The sequence below is a fragment of the Desulfobotulus sp. genome (genome assembly GCF_034006065.1).
Lineage (GTDB): Bacteria > Desulfobacterota > Desulfobacteria > Desulfobacterales > ASO4-4 > Desulfobotulus.
Genome location: NZ_JAVETM010000024.1, coordinates 32,709 through 55,520, shown reverse-complemented (window position 1 = coordinate 55,520; position 22,812 = coordinate 32,709). Strand labels below are relative to the sequence as shown.

26 protein-coding genes are annotated in these 22,812 nt (G+C 52.6%); 7 read left to right on the top strand and 19 right to left on the bottom strand.

Features of this window, described 5'->3' with window-relative positions:
- On the top strand, positions 1–319 hold a 319-nt coding region (locus tag RBR60_RS10180; protein WP_320356371.1), incomplete at its 5' end, for a hypothetical protein.
- A 9-nt stretch (positions 320–328) separates the two neighbouring features.
- Positions 329–697, top strand: a complete 369-nt coding sequence (locus RBR60_RS10175) for a S24 family peptidase (RefSeq protein WP_320356369.1) — start codon at positions 329–331, stop codon at positions 695–697.
- Positions 698–733: 36 nt separating this feature from the next.
- On the opposite strand, the gene mgtE is transcribed toward RBR60_RS10175, so the two are convergent.
- The 16 genes from mgtE to RBR60_RS10095 all read right to left on the bottom strand — a co-directional run bounded on the left by mgtE (position 734) and on the right by RBR60_RS10095 (position 13,789).
- Positions 734–2,113 (bottom strand): magnesium transporter, encoded by a 1,380-nt coding sequence (mgtE, locus tag RBR60_RS10170; RefSeq protein ID WP_320356368.1) that lies wholly within the window; start codon positions 2,111–2,113, stop codon positions 734–736.
- A gap of 321 nt (positions 2,114–2,434) precedes the next feature.
- Complete coding sequence (locus RBR60_RS10165) at positions 2,435–2,590, bottom strand: hypothetical protein (protein ID WP_320356365.1); 156 nt, start codon at positions 2,588–2,590, stop codon at positions 2,435–2,437.
- Positions 2,591–2,673: 83 nt separating this feature from the next.
- Positions 2,674–3,015, bottom strand: a complete 342-nt coding sequence (locus RBR60_RS10160; protein ID WP_320356363.1) for a DUF190 domain-containing protein — start codon at positions 3,013–3,015, stop codon at positions 2,674–2,676.
- A 5-nt stretch (positions 3,016–3,020) separates the two neighbouring features.
- Complete coding sequence (crcB, locus tag RBR60_RS10155; RefSeq protein ID WP_320356361.1) at positions 3,021–3,401, bottom strand: fluoride efflux transporter CrcB; 381 nt, start codon at positions 3,399–3,401, stop codon at positions 3,021–3,023.
- Positions 3,402–3,685: 284 nt separating this feature from the next.
- Positions 3,686–4,402 carry a cytochrome c biogenesis CcdA family protein gene (locus tag RBR60_RS10150; RefSeq protein WP_320356359.1) on the bottom strand — a complete coding sequence of 239 codons (717 nt, stop codon included), beginning with the start codon at positions 4,400–4,402 and terminating at the stop codon, positions 3,686–3,688.
- Positions 4,403–4,431: 29 nt separating this feature from the next.
- A complete protein-coding gene (locus tag RBR60_RS10145; protein WP_320356356.1) occupies positions 4,432–4,800 on the bottom strand; it encodes a thioredoxin family protein in 369 nt (122 codons plus the stop codon).
- Positions 4,797–5,252 carry a MauE/DoxX family redox-associated membrane protein gene (locus RBR60_RS10140; RefSeq protein ID WP_320356354.1) on the bottom strand — a complete coding sequence of 152 codons (456 nt, stop codon included), beginning with the start codon at positions 5,250–5,252 and terminating at the stop codon, positions 4,797–4,799. Before RBR60_RS10140 ends, RBR60_RS10145 begins: the two co-directional genes overlap by 4 nt.
- Complete coding sequence (locus RBR60_RS10135) at positions 5,249–5,734, bottom strand: rhodanese-like domain-containing protein (RefSeq protein WP_320356352.1); 486 nt, start codon at positions 5,732–5,734, stop codon at positions 5,249–5,251. Before RBR60_RS10135 ends, RBR60_RS10140 begins: the two co-directional genes overlap by 4 nt.
- 566 nt (positions 5,735–6,300) lie before the next feature.
- Positions 6,301–6,531 (bottom strand): thioredoxin family protein, encoded by a 231-nt coding sequence (locus RBR60_RS10130; RefSeq protein ID WP_320356350.1) that lies wholly within the window; start codon positions 6,529–6,531, stop codon positions 6,301–6,303.
- A gap of 73 nt (positions 6,532–6,604) precedes the next feature.
- Positions 6,605–7,777, bottom strand: a complete 1,173-nt coding sequence (locus tag RBR60_RS10125; protein WP_320356348.1) for a permease — start codon at positions 7,775–7,777, stop codon at positions 6,605–6,607.
- 68 nt (positions 7,778–7,845) lie between these two features.
- A complete protein-coding gene (locus tag RBR60_RS10120) occupies positions 7,846–8,190 on the bottom strand; it encodes a metalloregulator ArsR/SmtB family transcription factor (protein ID WP_320356346.1) in 345 nt (114 codons plus the stop codon).
- A 197-nt stretch (positions 8,191–8,387) separates the two neighbouring features.
- Entirely contained in the window at positions 8,388–9,719 is a 1,332-nt protein-coding gene (locus RBR60_RS10115; RefSeq protein WP_320356344.1) for a sigma-54 dependent transcriptional regulator, read from the bottom strand.
- Between the two features lie 5 nt (positions 9,720–9,724).
- Entirely contained in the window at positions 9,725–10,696 is a 972-nt protein-coding gene (locus RBR60_RS10110; RefSeq protein WP_320356342.1) for a cation diffusion facilitator family transporter, read from the bottom strand.
- A 294-nt stretch (positions 10,697–10,990) separates the two neighbouring features.
- Positions 10,991–11,557, bottom strand: a complete 567-nt coding sequence (locus RBR60_RS10105; protein WP_320356341.1) for a hypothetical protein — start codon at positions 11,555–11,557, stop codon at positions 10,991–10,993.
- Between the two features lie 226 nt (positions 11,558–11,783).
- A complete protein-coding gene (locus RBR60_RS10100; protein WP_320356339.1) occupies positions 11,784–13,379 on the bottom strand; it encodes a sensor histidine kinase in 1,596 nt (531 codons plus the stop codon).
- Positions 13,376–13,789 (bottom strand): hypothetical protein, encoded by a 414-nt coding sequence (locus RBR60_RS10095; protein WP_320356337.1) that lies wholly within the window; start codon positions 13,787–13,789, stop codon positions 13,376–13,378. Before RBR60_RS10095 ends, RBR60_RS10100 begins: the two co-directional genes overlap by 4 nt.
- Here RBR60_RS10095 and RBR60_RS10090 point away from each other — a divergent pair.
- The 5 genes from RBR60_RS10090 (at position 13,788) to RBR60_RS10070 (ending at position 17,489) form a co-directional block, all read left to right on the top strand.
- Complete coding sequence (locus tag RBR60_RS10090; protein ID WP_320356336.1) at positions 13,788–14,459, top strand: hypothetical protein; 672 nt, start codon at positions 13,788–13,790, stop codon at positions 14,457–14,459. The two genes, RBR60_RS10095 and RBR60_RS10090, sit on opposite strands and share 2 nt — an antisense overlap.
- Positions 14,460–14,698: 239 nt before the next feature.
- Positions 14,699–15,061 carry a metalloregulator ArsR/SmtB family transcription factor gene (locus RBR60_RS10085; protein ID WP_320356334.1) on the top strand — a complete coding sequence of 121 codons (363 nt, stop codon included), beginning with the start codon at positions 14,699–14,701 and terminating at the stop codon, positions 15,059–15,061.
- A gap of 93 nt (positions 15,062–15,154) precedes the next feature.
- Complete coding sequence (locus tag RBR60_RS10080; protein WP_320356332.1) at positions 15,155–15,589, top strand: arsenate reductase ArsC; 435 nt, start codon at positions 15,155–15,157, stop codon at positions 15,587–15,589.
- A gap of 60 nt (positions 15,590–15,649) precedes the next feature.
- A complete protein-coding gene (gene arsB / locus RBR60_RS10075) occupies positions 15,650–16,840 on the top strand; it encodes an ACR3 family arsenite efflux transporter (protein WP_320356330.1) in 1,191 nt (396 codons plus the stop codon).
- A 223-nt stretch (positions 16,841–17,063) separates the two neighbouring features.
- A complete protein-coding gene (locus tag RBR60_RS10070; protein WP_320356328.1) occupies positions 17,064–17,489 on the top strand; it encodes a thioredoxin family protein in 426 nt (141 codons plus the stop codon).
- A gap of 38 nt (positions 17,490–17,527) precedes the next feature.
- On the opposite strand, the gene RBR60_RS10065 is transcribed toward RBR60_RS10070, so the two are convergent.
- From RBR60_RS10065 to ectB, 3 genes are all read right to left on the bottom strand, one after another.
- Complete coding sequence (locus tag RBR60_RS10065) at positions 17,528–20,557, bottom strand: hypothetical protein (RefSeq protein WP_320356326.1); 3,030 nt, start codon at positions 20,555–20,557, stop codon at positions 17,528–17,530.
- A gap of 369 nt (positions 20,558–20,926) precedes the next feature.
- Positions 20,927–21,334 (bottom strand): ectoine synthase, encoded by a 408-nt coding sequence (locus tag RBR60_RS10060; protein WP_320356324.1) that lies wholly within the window; start codon positions 21,332–21,334, stop codon positions 20,927–20,929.
- A gap of 212 nt (positions 21,335–21,546) precedes the next feature.
- Positions 21,547–22,806, bottom strand: a complete 1,260-nt coding sequence (ectB, locus tag RBR60_RS10055; RefSeq protein WP_320356322.1) for a diaminobutyrate--2-oxoglutarate transaminase — start codon at positions 22,804–22,806, stop codon at positions 21,547–21,549.
- Positions 22,807–22,812: the final 6 nt, after the last annotated feature.

The window sequence follows — 22,812 nt, the reverse complement described above, 5'->3', positions numbered from 1 at the left end:
TTGGCTGTGGGATGTGTTGCGGCTGAAGCTGAATAATAAAACCCAGATCTTCCCGGTGAGCATCCAGCATGGGCGAGCGCTGGATTTTTTGGGATACAGAATGTGGACCACCCACAGGAGGCTCCGCAGGGATTCCGTCAAGCGTATGCGGTCTCGGTTGAAGATGATGCAAAAACAATATGCACGTGGGGAGGTAGGCATGTCTGGTGTTCGGCAGCGCCTGAACAGTTGGCTGGGACACGCCAGCCATGCAGACAGCTACAGAATCAGGAAGAAGCTCATCGAACAAGCGGTTTTCCGACGGAATCCAAGCGTTTGATTTGGGGTTTTGGCGGCAGGATGGGGTAATGCCGAGGGGGGGGCATATCAAATCTCAAATAATTGGAGCGAGTCTCAAATAATTCGAACCAGAGTCTCAAATAAAGTTTTCCGGCCTACCGGGGATTCCATGGAGCCTGATATTCAGGATGGCGGCATGGTCATGATTGATCTGGGCAGGCGCAGCCCGAAGGACGGTTGTGTTTTTGTGCTTCGTTTTGATGAGAACCTGGTGATCAAGGAGCTGGAGCTTCTACCCGGCGGGATGTGCCGTGTGATCAGTCGGAATCAGAACCGGTATGCACCGTATACCAGTCCTCTCAAAGATCTTTGCATCGTAGGTCAGGTGATCTGGGGAGACCGCACCTTTCCCCGTTAGGCAAGGGAGGGGTGCGGTCTTTTTTGTTCCGTGGGGTCAGGCCGTGCCTGCGGCTGCAATGATGTCCTTCAGATACCAGCTTGCAATGCTGAAATAGATCAGTACCCCGCCGATATCCGCAATGGATGTGATGAGCGGCGCGCTGGCCGTTGCCGGATCCATCCGGAAGCGGGTGAGGAGGAAGGGGAGGCTCATGCCCACAAGGCTTCCGAAGAGAACGGTGAGCACCATGGTCATGGCCACCACCACAGCCACTTCCGGACCTGCGCGGAAAATGCCGATCAGGGATACGGCAAGTCCCATGACAAGACCGATACCAAGGGCGACGAGGATTTCCTTTTTCAGCAGCCCCAGCCAGTCTTTCAGTTTTACATCGCCGATGGCCAGAGCGCGCACCATGAGGGTGGCGGACTGGGAACCGGCGTTGCCGCCGCTGTCGATGAGAAGGGGCAGAAAAAAGACCAGGGCAACAACCGCAGCGATGGTGTCTTCAAAGGCGGCGATCCCCGCACCCGAGAAGATATTCATGAAGACCAGCACGAGAAGCCAGGGAAGGCGCTTGCGGATCATGGTGAAAAAGCGGGCGTCGCGGATGTTGATGTTCAGATCCGGCACCTTATGGCTCATGGCCGCCAAACGGTGAAAGTCTTCCGTGGTTTCTTCTTCCAGAACATCCGCCACATCGTCATGGGTAATGATGCCCACAAGAACCTCGTTGCCGTTGGTAACGGGAATGGCGAGAAGGTCGTATTTCTGGATTTTTCTTGCAACCTCTTCCTGATCTTCCTCCACCTTGGCCCGTACAGGCTCCGGGGTCATGAGGGTCTGGATGGGGGTATCGGGCCTGGCCATGATAAGCTGGCGCAGGGATACGGAACCGATGAGGCTGCGGTTACTGTTGATCACATAGGCATAATAGATGGTTTCCTTGTCGGGTGCTTCCAGGCGCAGTTTTTCCAGGGCATCCCTTACGGTGATATGGGCGGGCAGGACCGCATAATCCGATGTCATGATGGCGCCCGCCGTGCCTTCGGCATAGGATTCCAGTTTAAGGATATCCTGTCTTTCCGCTTTGGCCAGCATGTGCAGCAGTCTGTCTTTGCGGATATCGGGAATATTGCGGATGAGATCCACCCGGTCATCGGCATACATTTCCTGGATGATGGCGCTCAGCTCCTCATCGGACAGCACAATCAGCACTTTGGACTGCAGTCCCGGTGTCAGGTGGGAAAGAATTTCTGATGCTGTTCCCGGATCCAGCCGGGTCATGACAAAGTAAATGTCCTGGGTCAGGGCTTCTTCGAGGGCCCCAGCCAGATCGGCAGGATGCTGTCTCGCGCAGAACTGGACGAGTTCCCTGTCATTGTTGCTGCTGATGAAGGTCTGAAGGGTGGAATAGATGGAATGCGTTTTCATGGTTCACCTCAAAAAGGCACGCCGCGCATGGGAAAGGCGGCGGAGGGAACCGTGAGAGGGCTAGGAGCCTGTCAGGAGAACTGCCGTCTTTTGCGCACGCAGGTGTGCGGATGTGGCCAGGGGCCTGTTGGGAAAGCAAAATGTTGTGGAGCAACTACTGCCTTCGTCCATTTCTGTTGCGGGTCTCCATTTTCAGGTTGATGACTGGCGGGGTGCGGAAAGCCCCCGCTAAAAAACCGGGTGTCCCATAGCACATGGATGTTTTTCAGGTCAATCTTTTTCTTTTGTTGTTGTGATGACCTGGAAGCGGGGAAGCGTTTTTTATGGAATCCATCCGATGAAAAGATTCATGCCCAAGAGTTCCACCAAAGACTGAAATACGATGACAACCACGGCGGGTTCCAGTTCTGGCGGCAGTGCGAGGGCAATGGGGAGTACGACAAAGGCGTTTCGCTTGCCAAAGCTGGAGGCCAGCATGCGGCCCTGACTCGGTGGCAGCTGGAAGAACCTTGCCAATATTTTTGAGATGATATCGGATCCGGCTTTCCCCCGATGATTCTTCAGGGTTGTACGTTGTTTCTGTAAAGATGCACCTGGGTATTTTCAAGAATAACCAGGCCGTTTTTGATCACATCTCCGACATTTGTGAGAAAATTCTGTATTTTATCCGGTGAATCCACAATGTCCACGATAATGGGCAGGTCAAAGGAAAGGCGCAGGATTTTGGAGGTATGGATGCGGCTGTTGGCACCAAAGCCCATGATGCCACGGGAGACGGTTGCACCCGCCAGTCCCTGTTTTTTGGCTTCAATGACAAGCCATTCATAGAGGGGGATTTTTTCATAGGTGTCGCTTTCCCCGATGTATATTCTGAGCAGTTGTCCTTCATCCAGAAGCTTCATGGGTGTCATCTCCAGAGTGTGATGGTTAAGAAGCGGCCAAGCATGAGGGCGGTCATGCCAAGGAAGACATGGGCTGCGATATTGACGGCACCCATGAAAAAGGAGCTGTTCATGAGGTTCATGGTTTCGTTGCTGAAAGTGGAAAAGGTGGTGAAGGAGCCCAGAAATCCGATCATGAGCAGCAGGCGAACCTCTGCCGTCATCCCGGAATGGTATTCCATGAGGTGGGACAGGATCCCCATGAGAAAACAGCCGATGACGTTTACCACAAGGGTTCCGTAAGGAAAGGAAACGCTGTCCGTCAGGAGATGGACAAGGCCTGCCATTGCATACCTTGCAATGGCTCCGAAAAAGCCGCCAATGCCGACAAGGCATATCTGGTACATGGAAAACTCCTCTGTGTATCCAAATGAGGGAAAACAGGATGGGGGGCGGGGGATGGTCAAGGCCATCTTCCGTCGTACTCAGGCTTTTCCGTCCATTCTGCATCAGGGCGGGTACCCGGACAGGTGGCCTGGGGATGGGATGGGCGTTTGGTACCTGTTTTTCATTCTGAATTGGCGGGTTCTCACGGTTTTCATCATGGCTTTCAAATACCTGGCGGGTACAGGTGTCCAGCAGGACTTCGCAAGCCTGCAGTTTTTTTCCGCTTCATTGGCGGAGTGGGCTTTTATAAAGGCGCATCCGTAAGAAAGGGCCGGATGATGAAGTAGAGACCCAGCACTCCGATGCCAAGACCTGCGGATTTTTTGAACCACAGACCGCTTCGCTGGAAAAAACCGCTTTCCAGCACCTTTCGGACAAAGGCCATGCTGGATCCGGCAATGGCAATGGGAAGGCAGTGGCCGATGCCAAAGAGCAGGATAAAGACAAGGCCCGAGGCCAGTGTTTCCTGAAGGGTCATGAGGGCGAGGATGGGGGCGATGAAGCCGAAGGTGCAGGAGCCGGAGAGAATGCCATAGGCCAGTCCCAGGATGAAGGCTCCGGAAAGCCCCCGTACCCGCAGTTTCGAAAGGGCACCGCCGGACATGGAGCAGGCCTGAACCCCCAGCATGTCGAGGGCCACCCAGAGGAGGAGAACTCCCACAAGGAGGGTCCAGTAGGGGCTGATGTCTCCCATCATACGCCCGAGAAGGGTGGCGAGAATCCCCAAAACCGCAATGGTGATGAAAAGTCCCAGGGTAAAGGCCAGGGCATAAAAGACCCCCCGTGAGGCTTTGGGGCTTTCTTCCTGGCCCGCCACATAGCCCACAATGAGGGGGATGGAGGCCATGTGGCAGGGCGAGAGCAGCACACTTACCATACCCCAGAGAAAACTGCCTGCGGCTCCAATCCAGAAGCCGCCCATCATCCATTGATGCAGGGTTATGAAGAAGTCCTGGAACATGATTTTTTCTCCCGGTGGTGTTTTTTTGTTTATTCCACACCCAGTTGTTTCAGTACGTCCACAATGCTTTTTTTGTCCATGAAGCCCACATGGCGCCCCACTTCCTTTCCCTCCTGATCATAGAAAATCTGGGTGGGAATACCCCGGATACCGTATTTTCTGGCTTCTTCTTTATGTTTCCACACGTCAATGAAGACAATGGCCGCCCGGCCTTCGTATTCTTTTTCAAGTTCCTTCAGGATGGGAGCCATCATTTTGCAGGGGATGCAGCTTTCCGCACCAAGATCAATCATGGTGACCATGCCCTTGACGGGCAGTTCGGGAATCTCTGCGTTTGCGGATGCAAGGGGGGCGCAGCAGAGTACCAGGCCGAATACGATGAATCTGAAGAGGTTCATGATTTTTTCCTTAAAAGATCGAGAAAGAGCCAGGAGGAGAGGAGAAGAAAGGAGGCATCTCTCAGAAGATAGAAGAGGGTGTCTCCGGAAGCCTCTTCCGGTCGGGTGGAAAAACAGCCGCAGGCGATGTCAAGCCCGCGATAAAGATTGAAGGCAAGGGCCAGGGTGAATCCGAGAAGAAGGCCGTTTGTCAGAAGTACGGCCCCCGGATAGGCGATGCGGAAAAGAAGGAGAAGGGCGAGAAGCACTTCCAGCCAGGGGAGAATCAGGGCCGCAGGATGGATGAGGGTATCGGGGAGGATCTGGTACAGGGCAATCATCTGAGCAAAGCCCCTGGGGTCGAGGATTTTGGGAAGCCCTGCGGCAAGAAAAATGAGAGCCAGACTGACCCTTGCCACCAGGGAGAGACCTTCCCAGGGAAAATCTCTCCGGTACACTGCCTTCTCCGTCATCCTTTTCCCCCCCTTTCCACGGGAAGACCCGCTTCCTGCCAGAGGCTCCAGCCATTGACGAGCACCTTCACCCTTTCATAGCCGAACTCCCGCAGAAGCCTTGCTACGCCATGGCTTAAATCGCAGTGCCTGCCATCGCAATACACCACAAGAGAGGTTTCCGGCGCCACCTCTTCAAAAAAATCGGCGATATGGTTGTCAAAGTCATCGTAGGCAAGCAGGCGTGCGCCCGCAATGCGGCCCTGATCATAATCCCTTTTGTCCCGGGCATCCACAAAAACAGCCTGATTTTTACGGAAAAGATGTATGGCTTCTTCCATGGAAAGGGTTTCCCCCGAAGCCTCAAGAAGGGCTTCCGGAGTTTTGAAAAGGGGAAGGCCATCCTTTCTGAGGAGGTTTATGCCAAGGGCCAGAAAGGTGGAGATTGCAAGGATGAGGGGAATCTGCCAGAGGCTTTTCTGAAGAATTTCCTGAAGTTTCATATTTGTCCTAAGGGATGGATTAGCCCTTTGTCTCCCTCACACCGCTTACGGTGAGCCTGTCGAACCCTCACACCGTTCGCGGTGAGCCTGTCGAACCGTGACGAAAAAGTAAAAGGGATGACCTTTGTCTTTTTTCGACTCACCCTTCGACAGGCTCAGGGTGAACGGACGGGTGAGCTTGTCGAACCCTCACACCGTTCGCGGTGAGCCTGTCGAACCGTGACGAAAAAGCAAAAGGGATTGACCTTTGTCTTTTTTCGACTCACCCTTCGACAGGCTCAGGGTGAACGGACTGGTGAGCTTGTCGAACCCTCACACCGTTCGCGGTGAGCCTGTCGAACCGTGACGAAAAAGTAAAAGGGATGACCTTTGTCTTTTTTCGACTCACCCTTCGACAGGCTCAGGGTGAACGGACTAAGGGAGTTGAAAAATACGGATATACCGCCCGTGAAGTTCACGGCTCTCGTCTGAAATGAAGAATCAAATTTCAATGAGGTATATTGGAAATTTTCATCTCCCTAAAAAAGGGGGAAGGAAGCCTGAAAAAAATCCCTTCCCCTGTCCGTTCAGCGAAGCCAGCCCATCACCTCTTCTTTTTTGGGAACCTTTCCCACCATTTTCACGTCCCCGTTGATGATGATGGCGGGGGTGCCAAAGACTCCGTACCCTGCGATCTTCAAAATATCCGATACCTTTTCAACGGAAGCCTCAATGCCTGCTTCGGCAACGGCTTCTCTCACCACCTTTTCCGCCTGTGTGCATTTGGCGCATCCTGGACCCAGAACCTTGATTTCCATATTCGCTTCTCCTTTTTCAGGATGGGGGCGGGGCTGGCCGGATCATCTTCCGGCAGCTTCCCGTCAGGTTTTTTCATACGAAGAAACTGCCGTAGAACATCCCGGCAGCTGTGGACATGACAATGACAAGAAGACTGAAGACAGCGGTTTTTTTAATGCCGATGACACCGGAAATCACGATCATGTTGGGCAAAGAGAGGGCCGGGCCAGCGAGAAGCAGGGCCAGTGCCGGGCCCTGGCCCATGCCCGCACCCACGAGCCCCTCAAGGATGGGGATTTCCGTTAAGGTGGCAAAGTACATGAGCGCACCCGCAAGGGAGGCAAAGAAGTTGGCAAAAAAGGAGTTACCGCCCACAAGCCCTGCGATCCAGGATTCGGGAATGAGAGCCGGATGACCGGGACGGCCCAGAAGAAAACCCGCCACCAGCACACCGGCCGCAAGGAGGGGGGCAATCTGTTTCATAAAATCCCAGGTGGAGGCCACCCAGGCCTTTCTTTCCTCCTGAACGAACCAGGCTTTCAGCATGAGGCCCAGCACCCCAAGGAGGAGAATGGTGACATACCATTTGATTCCAAAGAGAAACTGCCAGATGGTGGCGTCCCCTTCGCCGGGCCGGGCAAAGGCGGCAAAGACAAGGATCAGCACCATGACCAGCATGAAGCCCGCGTCCTGCCAGAGGCTTCTTCCCGGATTCTCTTCATCCGGAAGATAAAACTGCCCTGCGGTGCGGGCGGCATCTTCTTTTTTGAAGATGAAGGCCATCAGAAGGCCGATGACAAGGGCAAAGGACACGGCACCGATGGCGCGGGCAAGGCCCATCTGCCAGCCCAGCACCCTGGCCGTCAGCACAATGGCCAGCACGTTGATGGCAGGACCGGAGTAGAGAAAGGCCGTTGCCGGGCCAATGCCCGCCCCCCGCATGTAGATGCCTGCAAAAAGGGGCAGAACCGTACAGGAGCAGACGGCGAGAATGGCGCCGGACACCGAGGCCACAGAGTAGGCCAGCACCTTTTTGGCCTGAGCGCCGAAATATTTCAGGACGGAAGCCTGGGAGACAAAAACCGCAATGGCCCCTGCGATGAAAAAGGCGGGGATGAGGCAGGTGAGCACATGCTCCCTTGCGTAATCCTGGAGCATGAGAAAGGCTTCCAGGCCGGATCTCCGCATGATTTCATGATCCCAGGGAATGAAGTAAGCCCCGGCAAAAAGCCCGATGATCCATAAAAGTTTGCTTCTTTCCTGCATGGTTTTCTCCTTATGTAACGGATGGAAGATGCTGTCCGTCATCAGGGGGGTAGGCAGGTGCGCTTTTTTCAGGCTTTCTTGATGCGGTCTCTGTGGATTTCAGGAAGCCGGGTGCGCATCTCTTCTACGGTTTTATCCCCATTGAGCCAGTGCTGCATGTGGGCAAGGAGGGTTTGGGCATAAACGTTTTCCCCTTCCGGAGAAAGGGCGTAATTTACCCAGGGCCCGTCCTTTTCCCAGGAGACCAGACCGGCTTCTTCCAGTATTTTTAAATGCTTGCTGACCGTGGACTGGGCAAGCCCCGTGGCTTCCTGCAGCTCGCAGACGCAGAGCCTGCGGTCTTCCAGGGCTTTGAGCATTTTAAGCCGTCCCGGATCGGAGAGGGCCTTCATGACTTTGATCAGGGTCTTCATTTTTATCCTCCACCATATCGACATATGGGAATATGCTCTTGCATGAGGATTCCGTCAATGAAAAAGTTGTAAGGGAATAGAGAAAAAAGGGGAATAGATTGGCAGGAGAGGAGGGGGGACAGCTTTTTTTCGGGAAGAAAGACGCAGAGGGGGCATGGGATCCGGAAGGTCTGCGGAGCAAAGAAGGAGAAGGGCGTTCAGCCGGTTTTTTGCAGGCTAAATTTTTTCATCTTGTACCGCAGCACCCGCTCGCTGATGCCAAGGCTTTCCGCAGCACGGGTCTGTACCCAGCCGGAGGCTTCCAAAGCTTCCGTGAGCATTTCCCGTTCCATGGCTTCCAGCCGTTCTTCCAGCGCGCCCTTTTGTTCGGAAGCCTGAAAACGCACCTCATGGGGCAGATCCTGGGGGCGAATGAGGCTGCCGCGCACCAGGGTGACAATTCTCTGGATCATGTGTTCCAGTTCCCGGACATTACCGGGAAAGCTGTATTTGATGAGGGTGGCCATGGCGTCCGGGTGAAAGCTTATGGGCCGGAGACCATAGCGTTCGAGAAAAAAAGTGCAGAGTTCGGGAATATCTTCCCGGCGCTGTCGCAGGGGCGGGATTTTGAGTTCCAGCACATTGAGGCGATAGTAGAGGTCTTCCCGGAACCGGCCCTGGAGTACCATGTCTTTCAGATCGCGGTTGGTGGCGGCCAGTACCCGGACATCAATGGCAAGATCTGTTTCCGACCCCACACGGGTCAGTCTGTTTTCCTGAAGGGTACGCAGAAGCTTGGCCTGAAGTAAGAGAGGAAGCTCTCCGACCTCGTCGAGAAAAAGGGTACCCTTATCCGCCAGCTCAAAGCGGCCCCTGCGTCTGGAAACGGCACCGGTGAAAGCCCCTTTTTCATGGCCGAAAATTTCGGATTCAAAGAGATTTTCCGGAATGGCGGCACAGTTCACCTCGATAAAGGGGGCATCCCGCCTGGGGCTGAGCATGTGTACAAGTCGGGCGATCCGCTCTTTTCCTGTGCCCGTTTCCCCGGAAATGAGGGCGGTCCAGGAGGTGGGGGCAATGCGGCCGACCATGGAAAGGAGGGCCTGCATGGGAGGGCTCTGACCGATGAGGGTCAGGGGAAGGGGGGCTGCTGCGGCCATGTCGCTGACTTCTCCGGACTCCTCCTCAATGAGGAGGTTTTCCTCAAGCTTCTGGATTTTTTCCAGGAGAGCCGTGAGATCCACGGGTTTTTCAAGGAAATCGTCCGCTCCCAGTTTCATGACGCGGACAGCGGTATCCACGGAGGCATGGGCCGTGATCATGATGCTGCGCACCGTGGGGTTCAGGGCCTTGATTTCCCGGAGCAGGGTATCGCCCGTCATGCCCGGCATCCGGTGATCGAGAAGAACCAGCTGAAAGGCTTTTTCCTGAAAAAGCCGCAGGGCGGATGGGCCGTCTTCGGCTCCGGCCACGGTATATCCCTGATTTTTAAGAAATCCCCTGAGCATGTCCCGCTGAAGCGCCTCATCATCCACAAGCAGTATTCGCATGGCGTTTATTCCCCGGAGTGGTTGGAAAAAGGTTGGGTACGGGCGGTTTGGTTTTTCTGGAAAGACAGGGAAACGTTGTTTTTGCTTGTTGGTGTAGCCTGTTCTTTTTGAGGTTCAATATGGATGATGACTTCTTTTAAACCGAAATTTTGATTGATAAGTTTTTTTTGTACTTCTTCAGCAATATCATGTGCTTTTTTTATTGTTAAATATTGATCAACGACAAGGTGCATATCTGCAAGTATTTCTGTTCCTAAAAAGCGGGTTCGAATGTTGTGGACATCCAGAACTTCTGGATGTTCAAGCGTACACATTGATATTTTTTGATGGATTTCAGGCGGGGCTGCTGTGTCCATGATTTCCTTTATCGGGGACCAAAGGATTTTAATGGATGCATGCAGTATAAAAATGGCTACAATAAGTGCACCTATGCTATCAACAAAAAACAGGGAAGGGAAAATGATGGCTGTAGAAACAGCAAAAAAGGCTGGAATAGAACTTAATGCATCAGTACGGTGATGCCATGCATTGGCTATCATTGCGGGGCTTTTGACGGTAAGGCCGACTTTGTATGTCCACCGATAAAGGGCTTCTTTTGTAAAAATAGAAATAACAGCAGCATATGCAGCTATTGGGAGCGGCTCGCACCGGATTCCTGCAATGATTTTCTGGATAGCATCAATGGCTATACCAATGGCTGCGGCAATGAGAAGCCCGCCAATCGTAAGTGTTACAAGTGTTTCAATTCTTTGGTGCCCATAGGGGTGCTCTGAATCAGGAGGTTTTGACCAAAGTCCTGCACCTACAATGAGGATAATATCCGTGATAGCATCGGTTGCGGAATGGAGAGCATCCGCAGTGAGTGCATCGCTGTTTCCCCACCAGCCAGCAGCATATTTGATTGCCACAAGAAAAAAATTTATCAAAAGACCAACGAAAGTTACATACCGTATTGTGTCCGTTTTTTTTGATTCCATTGTTGCCTTTTAGCAAATTTATGGGTTTTGATTTAAAGGATTACTACTCTTCTTCAGCCATCGATTCCACGCTTCTGGCGTGAAATCGATGGATTTCATGCTGTAAAGGTAAATCCTGTGCCTGTTTTCCCCCTCAAGGAAAATGCATGGAGGCATAGGTAGCACCTGAGACGGCATGGCTGAGTCAGGGTAGTAACCAGATTGATTTATGATAAAAAAATATGCTCATATTTGAAATGATGATATTTGGAATTGAGGGTATATCTTTTATTTTAAAGATTTTATAGACATATTTTAATCAATAATTATGTGTCCAGTAACAAGTATGAATAGTATCAGGCTGCAAAATATTTTGCTTGTGTGTATTCTATAAGTAAATTTTTTGTAATTGGATGGTAATAGTTTAAATTTTATTGATATGCCAGTCAATACCATTAGTCCGACAGCCAGGAGACTGATGTCTGGCAGTATGCTGGAATCACAAGATGAGAGCATAAAATGAATGAAAGCTGATAATATTCCGATTGTATTTAAAACATAATGGGCAGGCATCAGATATTTTGAATTTGTTTTATTGAGATATTTTATTGTTTCTTGGTTTGATTTTGATAAAAAATTTTGCTTGCGAATTTTTTTTATAGCTATTTGAAATAGTATTGGAATATTTGCTAAAAAGAACAGCCATGCCGCAATTTCACCACTTAATTCATTGCCATGATCTTTTTTTAGCGTCTGAGAGTATTTTTTTATATTTTTATGTTTGGAATCGCTATCGGCACAAGCAGGTAAAGCAGAAAACACTATAAAAGCTGTCAGAGCAACAATAACAATTACGAGTATTTTTTCTTTGTGATTGTACATTATGATTATGATCTCCCATATGAAAAATAATTATTTTAGGTTGTGGATTTTAAAAGTATAAAAAACAATAAGTTATGTGTGTAAAATTTGATATTTAAAAAGAAGCGTGTATACCATTGGATCTGTACCGATTTGATACTTTTTGAAGTAAGAGCTTTGACTTTATCGTGTAGGAGTATCCTCCTTCGAAGAATCTCATCATCTACAAGCAGTATACGCATGGCGTTCACCTTTCGGGGGAGGAAAAAAAAGATTCGCTGAGGGTGGATTTTTTTTTCTGGGAGGGCAGGGGAAGACAAACCCTGACCCCCAGCCAGCCGGGACGGGACTGATGGAGATCCAGATGCCCTCCATGGGCACGGAGAATCCGTACGGCAATGGAGAGCCCGAGGCCGGAGCCATGGCTTTTGGTGGTCACATAGGGGGCAAGGAGAGTTTCCAGCCCTTCCGGTGACAGGATCAGGCCGGGATTCTCAAACCAGAGTTCGGTCTGCCTTTCATTCGGGCGGGCAGCGATATGTAAAACGCCGCCTTCAGGCTGGGCTTCAATGGCATTTTTAAGCAGATTTTCAAAAACTTCCGTCATGAGATCCGGATCTGTCTCCACTATGCAGGGGGAGGAGAGGGTACTGTGGACGCGGATATGTTTTTCACCGCAAAGCGGTCGGTACAGTACCAAAAGGGTATCGAGAAGGGCGCTAAGATCGGTGAGAACCATTCGGGGGGAGAGGGGGCTTGCGTAGCGTTTCAGCTCCGCCACAATGGTATCCGTTCTGCGTACAGCTTCTCCCATGGCATCGAGAAGGGTGTGATCCTGGGGCTGCAATCCCCTGGATTCCAGCCTGAGGCGCTGAATGCCCATGCTGATGGCATTGAGGGGATTGCGGATTTCATGGGTAATGGCGGCAGATGCCCGCCCCAGAGTGGCATGTTCCTTTTCTGTGGCCAGCTCCTGTTCATAGCGGAGAGCTTCCCGGACATGGGTTTCGTGAAATCGTTTGAGTAGCCATGAAAAAAGTCCTCCCAGTCCCACGATGACGACTGTGAAGGCCCAAAACTCCAGGCCAAGCTGGCGGATGCGTCTGGAAAAGGGGGTAGCTGTCATCCCGACCAGGAGAACATGCTTTTCCATAGGCATACGGGCATGGGCAATGCGCTCTTCCCCTTCACCTTCAAACGTGACGTGAATGGGAAGATCCGCACCGGAGGACTCGGAGGGGGCGGTGTCCCTGGGTTCCATGCGAATATACCGGATATCGCTGAGACGGGAGATTCCTTCCATCAGGTTTTCCAGCCCCATACGGTATCCCAGGACTGCCAGTCGGTGATCTTCCAGTGCCACCTGAATGCAGGGGCTGCCGTTTTCTCCGGGGAGGGTCATCATATACAGATGGTGCTGTTCCAGATGAAGCAGACCGTTTTTCCGGCAGCTGTTTTCAGAAAGGGGATACCAGCCTTCCGGGCCTTCGGACAGACTTCCGTCTCGTTCAATGCGGATTCCCTTCAGTCCGGCTTCCCGCGCAAAGGCGGCCAGCTCCATGTTGGAAAAGGGTTCTACCCCATCCAGAAAATCCACAAAGCGGGCAGTGTTGCCGAGGAAGGTGGTGAGAATCTCTTCCATGACTTTTTGGGACAGGATGGCACGATCCGCATTCATCCGGATGGCCAGGGCCACCATTTCCACATGTTCCTGCACATGGGTGGAAAAGGTTCGGGAGGCCTGACGGAGCTGCCAGTAATAATAGGAAAGGGCGGTGAGAATCAGAATGGCAATTACGAGAAGATTGGCCTTCCAGACTGCGCCCATGGGGGGATGTTTCATCGTCGTCCTCCGCTTCTATGGGAGCCTCTGCCCTCATGGGAACCCCTGCCCATTCCCCGGCCCCTTCCGATTCTGGAGCGGACACCTGTGGGGTCATGACCGGAAGGAGATTCAAGACCTGTCTCCTGCCCCATTCCCTTTCCGATATGTGTGGCTGTGAAAGTGCGGAAGTCCGTTCCGGAAAAAACACCCTGTACCCGGATAAAGTCTCCGGGGGTCATCTGTGAAGGAGAGGTTTCGGGATCATAACGTACCGATATGGAAGTTCTATCTTCCGGAATCAATTCCAATTCCTGGCGCACGGAATCAATGGATACAATTCTGCCTGTGATCCAATCCTCTGCCTGAACCGGGGAGGAAAGACCCGTAAGGAAAAGAAGAAAGATCAGGGAAAACAGGGGATGCCACATGGGCCTGCTTTCTTTTTCAGGGGATTGCCATGGAAACGTCCGGGATGTTCACCGGATGTTTCCGCATAGCGGGTTGTGCAGGGAGGGGGATTCCTCCCTGCAGAATCATGGGACATTAGGAATTGACGCAGGTTCCGGCCTGACCACGGGGGCCGCTGCCGTCTTTGGGGCCGTTACCGCCATTGCCGGTTCCATCTCCTGGGCCGTGTCCTCCCCTGCCTGCACCTTGTCCGGAACCATTGCCTCCTTTTCCTCCTTTTGCCATCAGGGAAAAAGCATCCGACATTTCAGATATCTGCAAGCTGAAAGAAGCACTGCGGTAAGCGGATGTACTGAGTTCGTGAGCAGGGTTCTGGTCTGCCGGGACTGTCTCAGGGGAAGGAAGTGCCCAGGTACTGCTGACCATTGTGCCAAGCAGAAAGCCCAGCATGGAAATGCCTATCATCGTTGGTTTCTTCATGTCGATCTCCTTATATATAATGGTGAAAAATTTTTTGCGGCCCAGTCGCCTGCATATGTTTATAACGCAAAAGGAATGCCATATTTAAAACAATATATTTCAGATATTTGTGCGTATTGTTTTATGGATAAATCGACATGTGGCTTCTTTCCTCGACAATCTTGTCGAGGAAAGAAGCATGGAACAGGCGGTATGTGGCAGGCTATTTGATAGAATGAAGAAATATTTTTGATGCTCTCTCAAAAAGTCAAATACTGCCTTTTTTAGATTGTAAAATATTGATATTGTTAATGTATAAGCTGCTAAAGCAGGGGGTTGTTGGAGTGCATAACTTCTTGCTCTTCACCATATCGACATATGGGAATATGCTCTTGAAGAAATGTCTTGTCAATGCCTTTGTGGGATGCTACGTTTAGTCAGATGGCTAAATATTGAAGAGTGGAGGTACTGTGGAAAATATTCTTACCCTTGCCAAGGCCCTTTCCGACGCCAACCGTCTGCGGGTTCTCATGGCACTTATGGAAAGGCCTGATCTCTGTGCCTGCCACCTGGTGGATATGCTGGGGGTGACCGCTGCAACGGTATCCCGCCACATGGGCCTGCTCCGGCAGGCCGGTCTGGTGGAGGCAAGAAAATGCGGAAAATGGACACACTACACCCTTTGTACCGGCAAGCTCCATACGGATACCCTCCTTGCCTGGGTGCGACAGCATATGCCGGAAAATGAGGTGATTCATGCAGATCGGGAGTTTATCCGCAACCGGGTACCGGAAAGAATGGGAGAAGAAGAAGGATGTGGTGTGTCGTTTTAAATGATTTTTTATCTGCCTTTAATCAAGAGCAAAAAAATGAAGGATAAAAATGAGGTCTCTCCTGAGGGGGGCCAGCCAGAAGGAGGCATCGCCATGACAGAAAAGAAGAAACTGCTTTTTCTTTGTACGGGAAATTCCTGCCGCAGCCAGATGGCCGAGGGATGGGCCAGGCACCTGAAGGGGGATGTACTGGAAGTTTATTCCGCAGGCATTGAAACCCATGGGCTCAATCCCAATGCCGTTCGGGTGATGGCCGAGACAGGCGTGGACATTTCCGGACACAGGTCCAAGCTTCTCGATGATCTTAAGGATGTGGATCTGGATTATGTGGTGACCGTATGCAGCCATGCCAATGAGACCTGCCCGTATTTTCCCGGCAAAGCCAGGGTTGTGCATGTGGGGTTTGATGATCCTCCAAAACTTGCTGCGGGTTTGGAGAATCCCGAGGAAAAACTGAACTGCTACCGCAGGGTGCGGGATGAGATCCGGGCCTTTGTGGAAACCCTGCCCGGAAGTCTTGAAAGCTGATGATAAAGAAAAACGGCCTGGCCTTTGGCGGATTTTGAGGAAAAAAAGGAGATCAGAAAAATGACCCAACAGGCGGCATTGGAAGAAAGGCGGATGAAAAGCCTTTTTGAGCGTTACCTCACCCTATGGGTGGGGCTTTGCATTGTGGGTGGCATTGTTCTGGGGAAGCTTGCCCCGGATTTCGCCAGAACCCTGGATGGCATGGCCCTCACGGTGAACGGGGCCCCTGTGGTGTCCATTCCCATTGCCATCTGTCTTTTCTTCATGATGTACCCCATCATGGTGAAAATTGACTTTGCCAGTGTGGTGAAGGCGGGAAAAAGCGCAAAACCTGTTCTTCTCACCCTTTTCATCAACTGGGGCATTAAGCCCTTTACCATGTATGCCATTGCCCTTTTTTTCCTGGGTTTTCTTTTCAGGGGCTTTATCGGGCCTGAGGCCACGGATCTTGTGAAAATGCCCTTAGGTCTGGATCTTCCCCTGGGGGCTGTACACGGAGCCGGTACGGTGGTGCTTCATGAGGGTGTCCGTATGCTGGAGATTCCCCTGTGGCGCTCCTATCTTGCGGGCTGTATCCTTCTGGGGATTGCGCCCTGCACGGCCATGGTGCTGGTCTGGGGCTATCTTTCCAGGGGCAATGACGGCCTGACGCTCGTCATGGTGGCCATCAACTCCCTGACCATGCTGGTGCTGTATGGGGTTCTTGGCGGTTTTTTGCTCGGTGTGGGCCGTCTGCCCATCCCCTGGCAGGCCCTCCTGCTCTCCATCGCCATTTATGTGGCTCTTCCCCTTGTGGCGGGCTACCTTTCCCGCAGATGGATTCTGGCCATCAAAGGAAAAACCTGGTTTGAGGAACGTTTTCTCCATGTACTCACCCCTGTGACCATCACGGCCCTGCTCTTTACCCTGGTCCTGCTCTTTTCTTTTAAGGGGGAGGTGATTCTGGCCAATCCCATGACCATTGTCTGGATCGCCATCCCTTTGACTCTCCAGACCCTTTTCATTTTTGCCATTGGCTATCTTGCCGCCCGGATGCTGAAGCTTTCCTATGAAGATGCGGCACCCGCGGCCATGATCGGTGCTTCCAACCATTTTGAGGTGGCCATCGCCACGGCGGTCATGCTCTTTGGTCTGTCCTCCGGTGCTGCCCTTGCCACGGTGGTGGGGGTGCTCATTGAGGTGCCACTTATGCTCATGCTGGTGGCCTTCTGCAAGGCGACCTCCGGGTGGTTTTCTCCCAGAACGGCCTGATGGATTGACGCTCCGTATCCTCAAAGGAATTTTAAAAGAAATGGCCCTCGCATCTTTTTTCCTGGAAGGTGCGGGGGCTTTTTTGTGGGAATGAGAAACGGGGGGTTTGCTCCATAGCCTCTCCCTGCCCTTGACAGGTATCTTCCCTTTCTTTAGCGTTTCACGCGGGATCCTTTCTCCCCATCGGGGCCAGACCATATTACGGATATAAGGAGATTTTTTTATGCAGACATTCCGTCAAGGGCTGTTTTTTGTTTTTTTCATGCTGATGGGCGTTTTTACCGTTTCCGCAGAAACCCTGAACTGGACTCCCCTTGAAAAGGCGCTTGAGACAGCAGGGACTTCCGGCAAGAAGATTTATTATTATTTCTATACCCCCACCTGCCCCTGGTGCAAAACCATGGCAGAAGAGACCTTTTCCGCAGAGAAGGTCATCACCAAACTTAATGCGGATTTTATTTCTGTGAAAATCAATGTGGTGGAAACCCGGGATCTGGCCCGGCGTTTTGGATTGGAAACCGTTCCCACCAGTGTTTTTCTTTCTCCGGAGGGGACGGTGCTTCTGAACCGGCCGGGGTATCTTCCGCCTGAAAAATTTCTTGAAATGCTGGAAGGCCTCAAAGAAAAAAACGGGAAACAGGCGTTCTGAAAGCGTGTGTTTTCACGGAGAACGGAGCTCTTTGGTTTTTAAGGGAAATCTCCTGGGCCGTCTGTCTTGTTCTGGGGGACGGAGGCTTCGGGAATCCATCGTCTTAAGGTTTCAAGGTAGCCTTTGTAATGGGCGAGATAAAAGGAAAGACCGGGTCCGAAGTTTTTCCCGAGAAGCCCGTTGATCAAAAGTGTGCTCACATGTTTTTCCTCTTCCAGCACGAGGTGGCAGGCGTAGAAGATACGCCGTTCATCACTGGTCATGCGGTCGATGCGCTGCTTGAGGGCCACCTGGGCCCTGGGCTGGTACATGAAAAAATAGAGAAGATCGAGAGCATTGATGGCCACCATGGTGGAAAGCCCTGACTGGGGATGGGAGTTTTGCAGTATGCGGTTGTCGGAATCGGCCAGCAGGGTAAGGATCTGGGAGTGGGGAAAGGCCAGCTCAAGATTCATGCAGGTATCAAAGATCTGGCGCATTTTTTTCCGGTAATCCTGAGCCCGGAGGCCGAGGTTGTGGAACCGGTCGGCAAGCCCTTCAATGATGCCTGCTACCGTATCCGATGCGGCTTTGGAAATGACCGCAGCCCATTTTTGCAAGATGGCATCCACCTGGGTGTAGCCAGCGCTGGAAAGGATCTGTCCGCAGATGGCGCTGAAGAAAATGGCCACGGGAATGGAAAGAAGGCTGCGGAAGAAGTTTCCGATAACAGCGGCCCTGGGCAGCCCCCGGAAAAAACTGTGGGTGGAAAGGTAGATGCCGTTGGCAAGGGCCATGAAGGCGTAGAGGGCCATGGGATTGGTTGTGGTGGTGATGCCAAAGACCTCATCCAGGATGCGGGTTTTCACCACATAATCGAGGAGGGGAACGGAAAATCCCGTAAAAAGAAGGGAGTCCGCCACCCGGCCCCAGCGTACATGGTCGTGCCACTTGAGAAGGGGAGAGCGCCGGATGCCCCCGCCGCCCAGCACGGATTGCAGGATATTGCGAAGCCCTGTGATGACAAACCAGATTACCGCACCGAAATAGGCGAGAAGCCACCAGTCTTTGGTGAGGGCGAAGGTGAGAAAGGCCGGGATAAAGCCGATGAGTACTTTGGCTCCTTGGCTGAGTTCGGTGTTCAGATAGCTCAGTGCATGAAAACGAAAGGGTTGTTCCTTGAAAACTCCCGCATTCCGGGCCTGTCTTCTGGAGGGGTCCAGAACCCCGCCCAGGGTGATGACATTGCCTCTGGGCTCCAGGCGGACGGCGTCTTTCTGGATGACAAATTCGGATACGGCCCTGTGGGTAAGGGGCCGGAGCAGCCTGGCATACCGCAGGCGGTAGAGAAGGGGAGCCAGTTTCCGTAAGGGCGGCTTTTTCGGGATCCAGGTGGTGCGGGGCTGCACGGGAATGCGGATACCGGGCCTGTGGTGATGTTTTCCCAACTTTTGATCCAGATAACGCCTGGCGCGGAAGGGAAGGGTGTCGCGGAGAACAAGGCCCATACCGTAAGACCAGGGAAAATTTCCGGTGGAGTCTGTGCCGATGCGGGTTTTCAGGGGGCGCTTGCGATAGGGTTCCACAAGACGGCCCATCTGGAAAATGATGTCTTCCAGACTCTGGGCCTGATCCAGGGAGGCCCCATCTCCGGACTGTTCCAGGGCTTTGCAGCAGTTGAGTAGCATGCGTTTGAGGATGATGATGTTGCCCTGATTGAGGGCCAGCTGCAGGGCATTGATTTCTTTATAGGCCCCTGCCCTGCCCAGGGCCTGATCCTTGAGGTTGTAGATTTCAAGGTGGGAGATGCGGCCTTCGGCGCGGAAAAGAAGCTCTGCCACATCCGCCACCTGCAGGTGTTTCAGGTTAAGGGTCAGGGTGAAGGAAGGGTGGAGGGCCGCAAGTTCGGCCATGAGTGCTTCCGCAGGCCGGGTAAGGAGTTCGGGAAGATTTTCTTCCTCAACTTTCGGGCCTGGTTTTTCGTTCAATGCAAGGAGCTGGTTTTCAAGGGTCTGAGGTGTGCATTCCTCAAGGGTTTTGAGACGTTTTTCAAGAATTTCCGCCGTTGGATCCCCGCTCTCCGCCAGGGCTTTGCGGATGCTTTCTGTAATGAGGGTATGCAGATAGGCGGAAAGGTGGAGAAGGGCAGGCTGGCCGGACCCCACCATGGCGAGAAAATCCTCCTCCCTGGCATGGGGAATGGAAATGGCGAGGTTTTTTTCGATGTCTGTTTTCTGCCGGGTATTGAAATCCGAAAGGCGACGCAGCACATCCGCAGCCATGTGGCGGGATACGGCTCTGGCCTTTTCCATGAAGGCCTCCACTCTGGGAAGGCTGAAAAAGCGGATCATGGATTCTGCGGTGTCAAGGCCTGCGGGTGTCCAGATGAAATGCACCATGCGATTTCGAAAAGGGGCGGTGTACTCAATGCCGATACTGGCCTTGATGTCCATGATGGCGGCAGCACTCATGAGCTCGGAAATGGCCTGAGGCGGAATGTGGTTGTAATAAATGACCCGGAGTTCGCGGATGCCCTTGATCCAGGCATCCATGATGAGGTGGGAGGGACTTTTTCGCCCTTTGGTGTTGGCGTCATGCACATGTTCGTCAAAGCTGATCTGATTCCATTCCTCGGGCATCTCCAGTAGATGGTAATGCTGGAGAAGTTTGCGGATGACCCTGGGCTTGCCTGCGGCGGCCCGTCTGAAATCGTGGGCCAGGGCCAGTTGACGCAGGGTGTCGCCCTCATTTCGGATCAGCTCCTTCATAAGCTGGAGCATCACCCGTGCCGTGTTTTTGCGCAGGTTGCTTTCCGTGGAGCTCATGACTTCATCCATCAGGGCCTGGAGAGCGGTGAGGCGATCTTCCACCCGTCCCGCATCCAGGCTGTCCAGAAGATGCACCGTGGCATAGGCCATGCGAAGTTCCCTGGAGGCCGCCATTTCCTTGATGCCCCTTGGGTGCAGGTAGGGACCAATGCGTTGGCGCAGGTGTTTGCGTTCCTTTTTTCGGTTGCGGATATCCTGGACGATTTCCAGAAGATGGTGATCTGCGGCGTCGAATAAAAGGCTGTGCCACGTTTTTTTCATGAGGGACCTCCCGCGCTTTCTTCGGACAGACAGAAAAAACCAATAACACAAAGCAAAAATCGTACCTTTAAAAAAAAGCTCTGCTTTGCGGATTCTGAAGCTCGGATATGGGCGGAATAAGCCCGGAGCTGTTGTCTGTCCTGAACGCATTGTAAAAAAAATGGACAGGAAAGCGAAGGACTTCTTGCTTGTTCCCTTGACCTGGACAGGCCCATGGGGAGGGGAGTTCTGTGAGGCGGGGGTGGAATCGGTTTTTTGCAGGACCGATGAACCGGAAAAGATCCGTCAATCCTGCAGGCTCCATGGAAGGAAAAACCCGCAGGATTTCCGGAATGGATCCGGCTTGCGGGTTTTTGGGCTGGATTTTTTTTAAGATTTGGCGCTTTCCTCTTCGGGCGTGGCATAGACTCCGTCCGAATTATGGTCTTCTGTGCCGATGAGGGGCGGATTGAAGACACACACAAGGCGCAGATCTTCGGAAGCCCGTAAGAGATGGGGTTCATGGCCGTTCAGGGCATACATGGTGCCGTCTGTGATGGGGATGATCTCTTTTGTATCCAGCCTTTCAAGCTCTCCTTTTCCGGCCACGCAGTACACCGCCTCCAGGTGGTTTTTGTACCAGATTCGGGTTTCTGTTCCTGCGAAAATGGTGGTTTCGTGGAAGGAAAAGCCCATGCCATCCTTTGCCAGCAGAAAGCGGCGGCTGACCCAGTTACCGTTTTTTGCCTTCTTGTCCCGTTCCGTTCCAATGATTTCTTTGAGCCTGCGTACGATCATGATACCTCCGCCATAAGATCTTCTTTCCGGATTCCATCCACTTCCGGGTTTGCGTGTAGCCTGAAAGTGATCCCTCACCCCGGCCCTCTCCCAGGGGGAGAAGGGAAAAAAAAGGGCCTGTTCCGAGGCATGAAAATATAGTTCTGGTGGTGTTTGTGAATCTTTTTGCCCTCACCCCGGCCCCCTTTCCAGGTAGGTATAAGACATTCTTATTACAGGATTTCCCGTTTTTTCAAGACCTCTTTGATGCTTTCCGCGATGATGGCGAGGCCTTGCTTGAGGAGATCCTCTTCAATGACAAGGGGCGGGAGAAGCTTGATGACTTGTTTTTCCGCACCTGCCAGCTCAATGACCAGCCCTTTTTCAAAGCAGGTTTCCACCACCGTGCGCGCAAGGTTGCGTTCGGGAAGCTCAAGGCCCCAGATCATGCCCCGCCCCCGGATATTGGCTTCCAGTTCCGGGTGGGTATTGCGGATGGCGTCCAGAGCCTCGTACATACGTGCGCCCTTGTACTGAACGGCCTCACTTAAAGCGGGGTTATCCCAGTAGGAAAGGGCTTCGGTGCAGGCCACAAAGGCGAGGTTGTTGCCCCGGAAGGTACCCGTGTGTTCACCGGGTTTCCATTGGTCGAGATCCGGCCGCATGAGAACAAGGGCCATGGGAAGGCCGCCGCCGATGGCCTTGGAAAGGGTGATGATGTCAGGTTTGATATCCGCGAACTCAAAACTGAAAAAGCTTCCTGTGCGGCCATTGCCCACCTGAATGTCGTCGATGATGAGCAGGATGTCGAATTCCCGGCAGAGATCGGAAAGGCCTTTCAGCCACTCGGCCGAGGCCACGTTGATACCGCCTTCGGCCTGGATGGTTTCCACGATGACGGCTGCGGGCAGATCGAGGCCTGAGCTTGTGTCTTCTATCATTTTACGAAGACAGGCCAGGGAGTCCACGTTATCTCCGAAATAATTCTCAAAGGGCATGAAACTCACGTTGGAGCGGCTGATGTGGGCCTCGTCCCGGTAAAAGGTGTTGCCCGTGACCGCAAGGGCGCCCATGGTGAGGCCATGATAGCCGTTGGTGAAGGCCACCACGTTGGAGCGGCCCTTGATGGTGCGGGCCAGCTTCAGGGCACTTTCTACGGCGTTGGTGCCCGTGGGGCCGGTGAACTGGATTTTGTAATCCATGTTCCTCGGTTCCAGGATGGTGGAAGAAAATTTTTCAAGAAAATTGCGTTTGGCGGTGGTGGCCATGTCAAGACCATGGAGAACGCCGTTGCCTTCGAGGTAGGCAATCATGGCTTTGGTGATGCGCTCGTTGTTGTGGCCGTAGTTGAGGGTACCTGCTCCTGCGAAAAAATCGATGTACTCCCTGCCGTTTTCATCGGTGAGGATGGCACCTTTGGAGGTGGCGAACACTGTGGGAAAGGAGCGGATATATCCGCGCACCTGGGATTCGAGGGATTCAAATATACGCATGTTTTG

Excerpts from the sequence above, each read along its gene's own strand:
- mgtE (WP_320356368.1), bottom strand. The coding sequence starts at position 2,113 with ATGAAAACGCATTCCATCTATTCCACCCTTCAGACCTTCATCAGCAGC.
- RBR60_RS10165 (WP_320356365.1), bottom strand. The coding sequence starts at position 2,590 with ATGCTGGCCTCCAGCTTTGGCAAGCGAAACGCCTTTGTCGTACTCCCC.
- RBR60_RS10160 (WP_320356363.1), bottom strand. The coding sequence starts at position 3,015 with ATGAAGCTTCTGGATGAAGGACAACTGCTCAGAATATACATCGGGGAA.
- crcB (WP_320356361.1), bottom strand. The coding sequence starts at position 3,401 with ATGTACCAGATATGCCTTGTCGGCATTGGCGGCTTTTTCGGAGCCATT.
- RBR60_RS10150 (WP_320356359.1), bottom strand. The coding sequence starts at position 4,402 with ATGTTCCAGGACTTCTTCATAACCCTGCATCAATGGATGATGGGCGGC.
- RBR60_RS10145 (WP_320356356.1), bottom strand. The coding sequence starts at position 4,800 with ATGAACCTCTTCAGATTCATCGTATTCGGCCTGGTACTCTGCTGCGCC.
- RBR60_RS10140 (WP_320356354.1), bottom strand. The coding sequence starts at position 5,252 with ATGACGGAGAAGGCAGTGTACCGGAGAGATTTTCCCTGGGAAGGTCTC.
- RBR60_RS10135 (WP_320356352.1), bottom strand. The coding sequence starts at position 5,734 with ATGAAACTTCAGGAAATTCTTCAGAAAAGCCTCTGGCAGATTCCCCTC.
- RBR60_RS10130 (WP_320356350.1), bottom strand. The coding sequence starts at position 6,531 with ATGGAAATCAAGGTTCTGGGTCCAGGATGCGCCAAATGCACACAGGCG.
- RBR60_RS10125 (WP_320356348.1), bottom strand. The coding sequence starts at position 7,777 with ATGCAGGAAAGAAGCAAACTTTTATGGATCATCGGGCTTTTTGCCGGG.
- RBR60_RS10120 (WP_320356346.1), bottom strand. The coding sequence starts at position 8,190 with ATGAAGACCCTGATCAAAGTCATGAAGGCCCTCTCCGATCCGGGACGG.
- RBR60_RS10115 (WP_320356344.1), bottom strand. The coding sequence starts at position 9,719 with ATGCGAATACTGCTTGTGGATGATGAGGCGCTTCAGCGGGACATGCTC.
- RBR60_RS10110 (WP_320356342.1), bottom strand. The coding sequence starts at position 10,696 with ATGGAATCAAAAAAAACGGACACAATACGGTATGTAACTTTCGTTGGT.
- RBR60_RS10105 (WP_320356341.1), bottom strand. The coding sequence starts at position 11,557 with ATGTACAATCACAAAGAAAAAATACTCGTAATTGTTATTGTTGCTCTG.
- RBR60_RS10100 (WP_320356339.1), bottom strand. The coding sequence starts at position 13,379 with ATGAAACATCCCCCCATGGGCGCAGTCTGGAAGGCCAATCTTCTCGTA.
- RBR60_RS10090 (WP_320356336.1), top strand. The coding sequence starts at position 13,788 with ATGGGCCTGCTTTCTTTTTCAGGGGATTGCCATGGAAACGTCCGGGAT.
- RBR60_RS10095 (WP_320356337.1), bottom strand. The coding sequence starts at position 13,789 with ATGTGGCATCCCCTGTTTTCCCTGATCTTTCTTCTTTTCCTTACGGGT.
- RBR60_RS10080 (WP_320356332.1), top strand. The coding sequence starts at position 15,155 with ATGACAGAAAAGAAGAAACTGCTTTTTCTTTGTACGGGAAATTCCTGC.
- arsB (WP_320356330.1), top strand. The coding sequence starts at position 15,650 with ATGACCCAACAGGCGGCATTGGAAGAAAGGCGGATGAAAAGCCTTTTT.
- RBR60_RS10070 (WP_320356328.1), top strand. The coding sequence starts at position 17,064 with ATGCAGACATTCCGTCAAGGGCTGTTTTTTGTTTTTTTCATGCTGATG.
- RBR60_RS10065 (WP_320356326.1), bottom strand. The coding sequence starts at position 20,557 with ATGAAAAAAACGTGGCACAGCCTTTTATTCGACGCCGCAGATCACCAT.
- RBR60_RS10060 (WP_320356324.1), bottom strand. The coding sequence starts at position 21,334 with ATGATCGTACGCAGGCTCAAAGAAATCATTGGAACGGAACGGGACAAG.
- ectB (WP_320356322.1), bottom strand. The coding sequence starts at position 22,806 with ATGCGTATATTTGAATCCCTCGAATCCCAGGTGCGCGGATATATCCGC.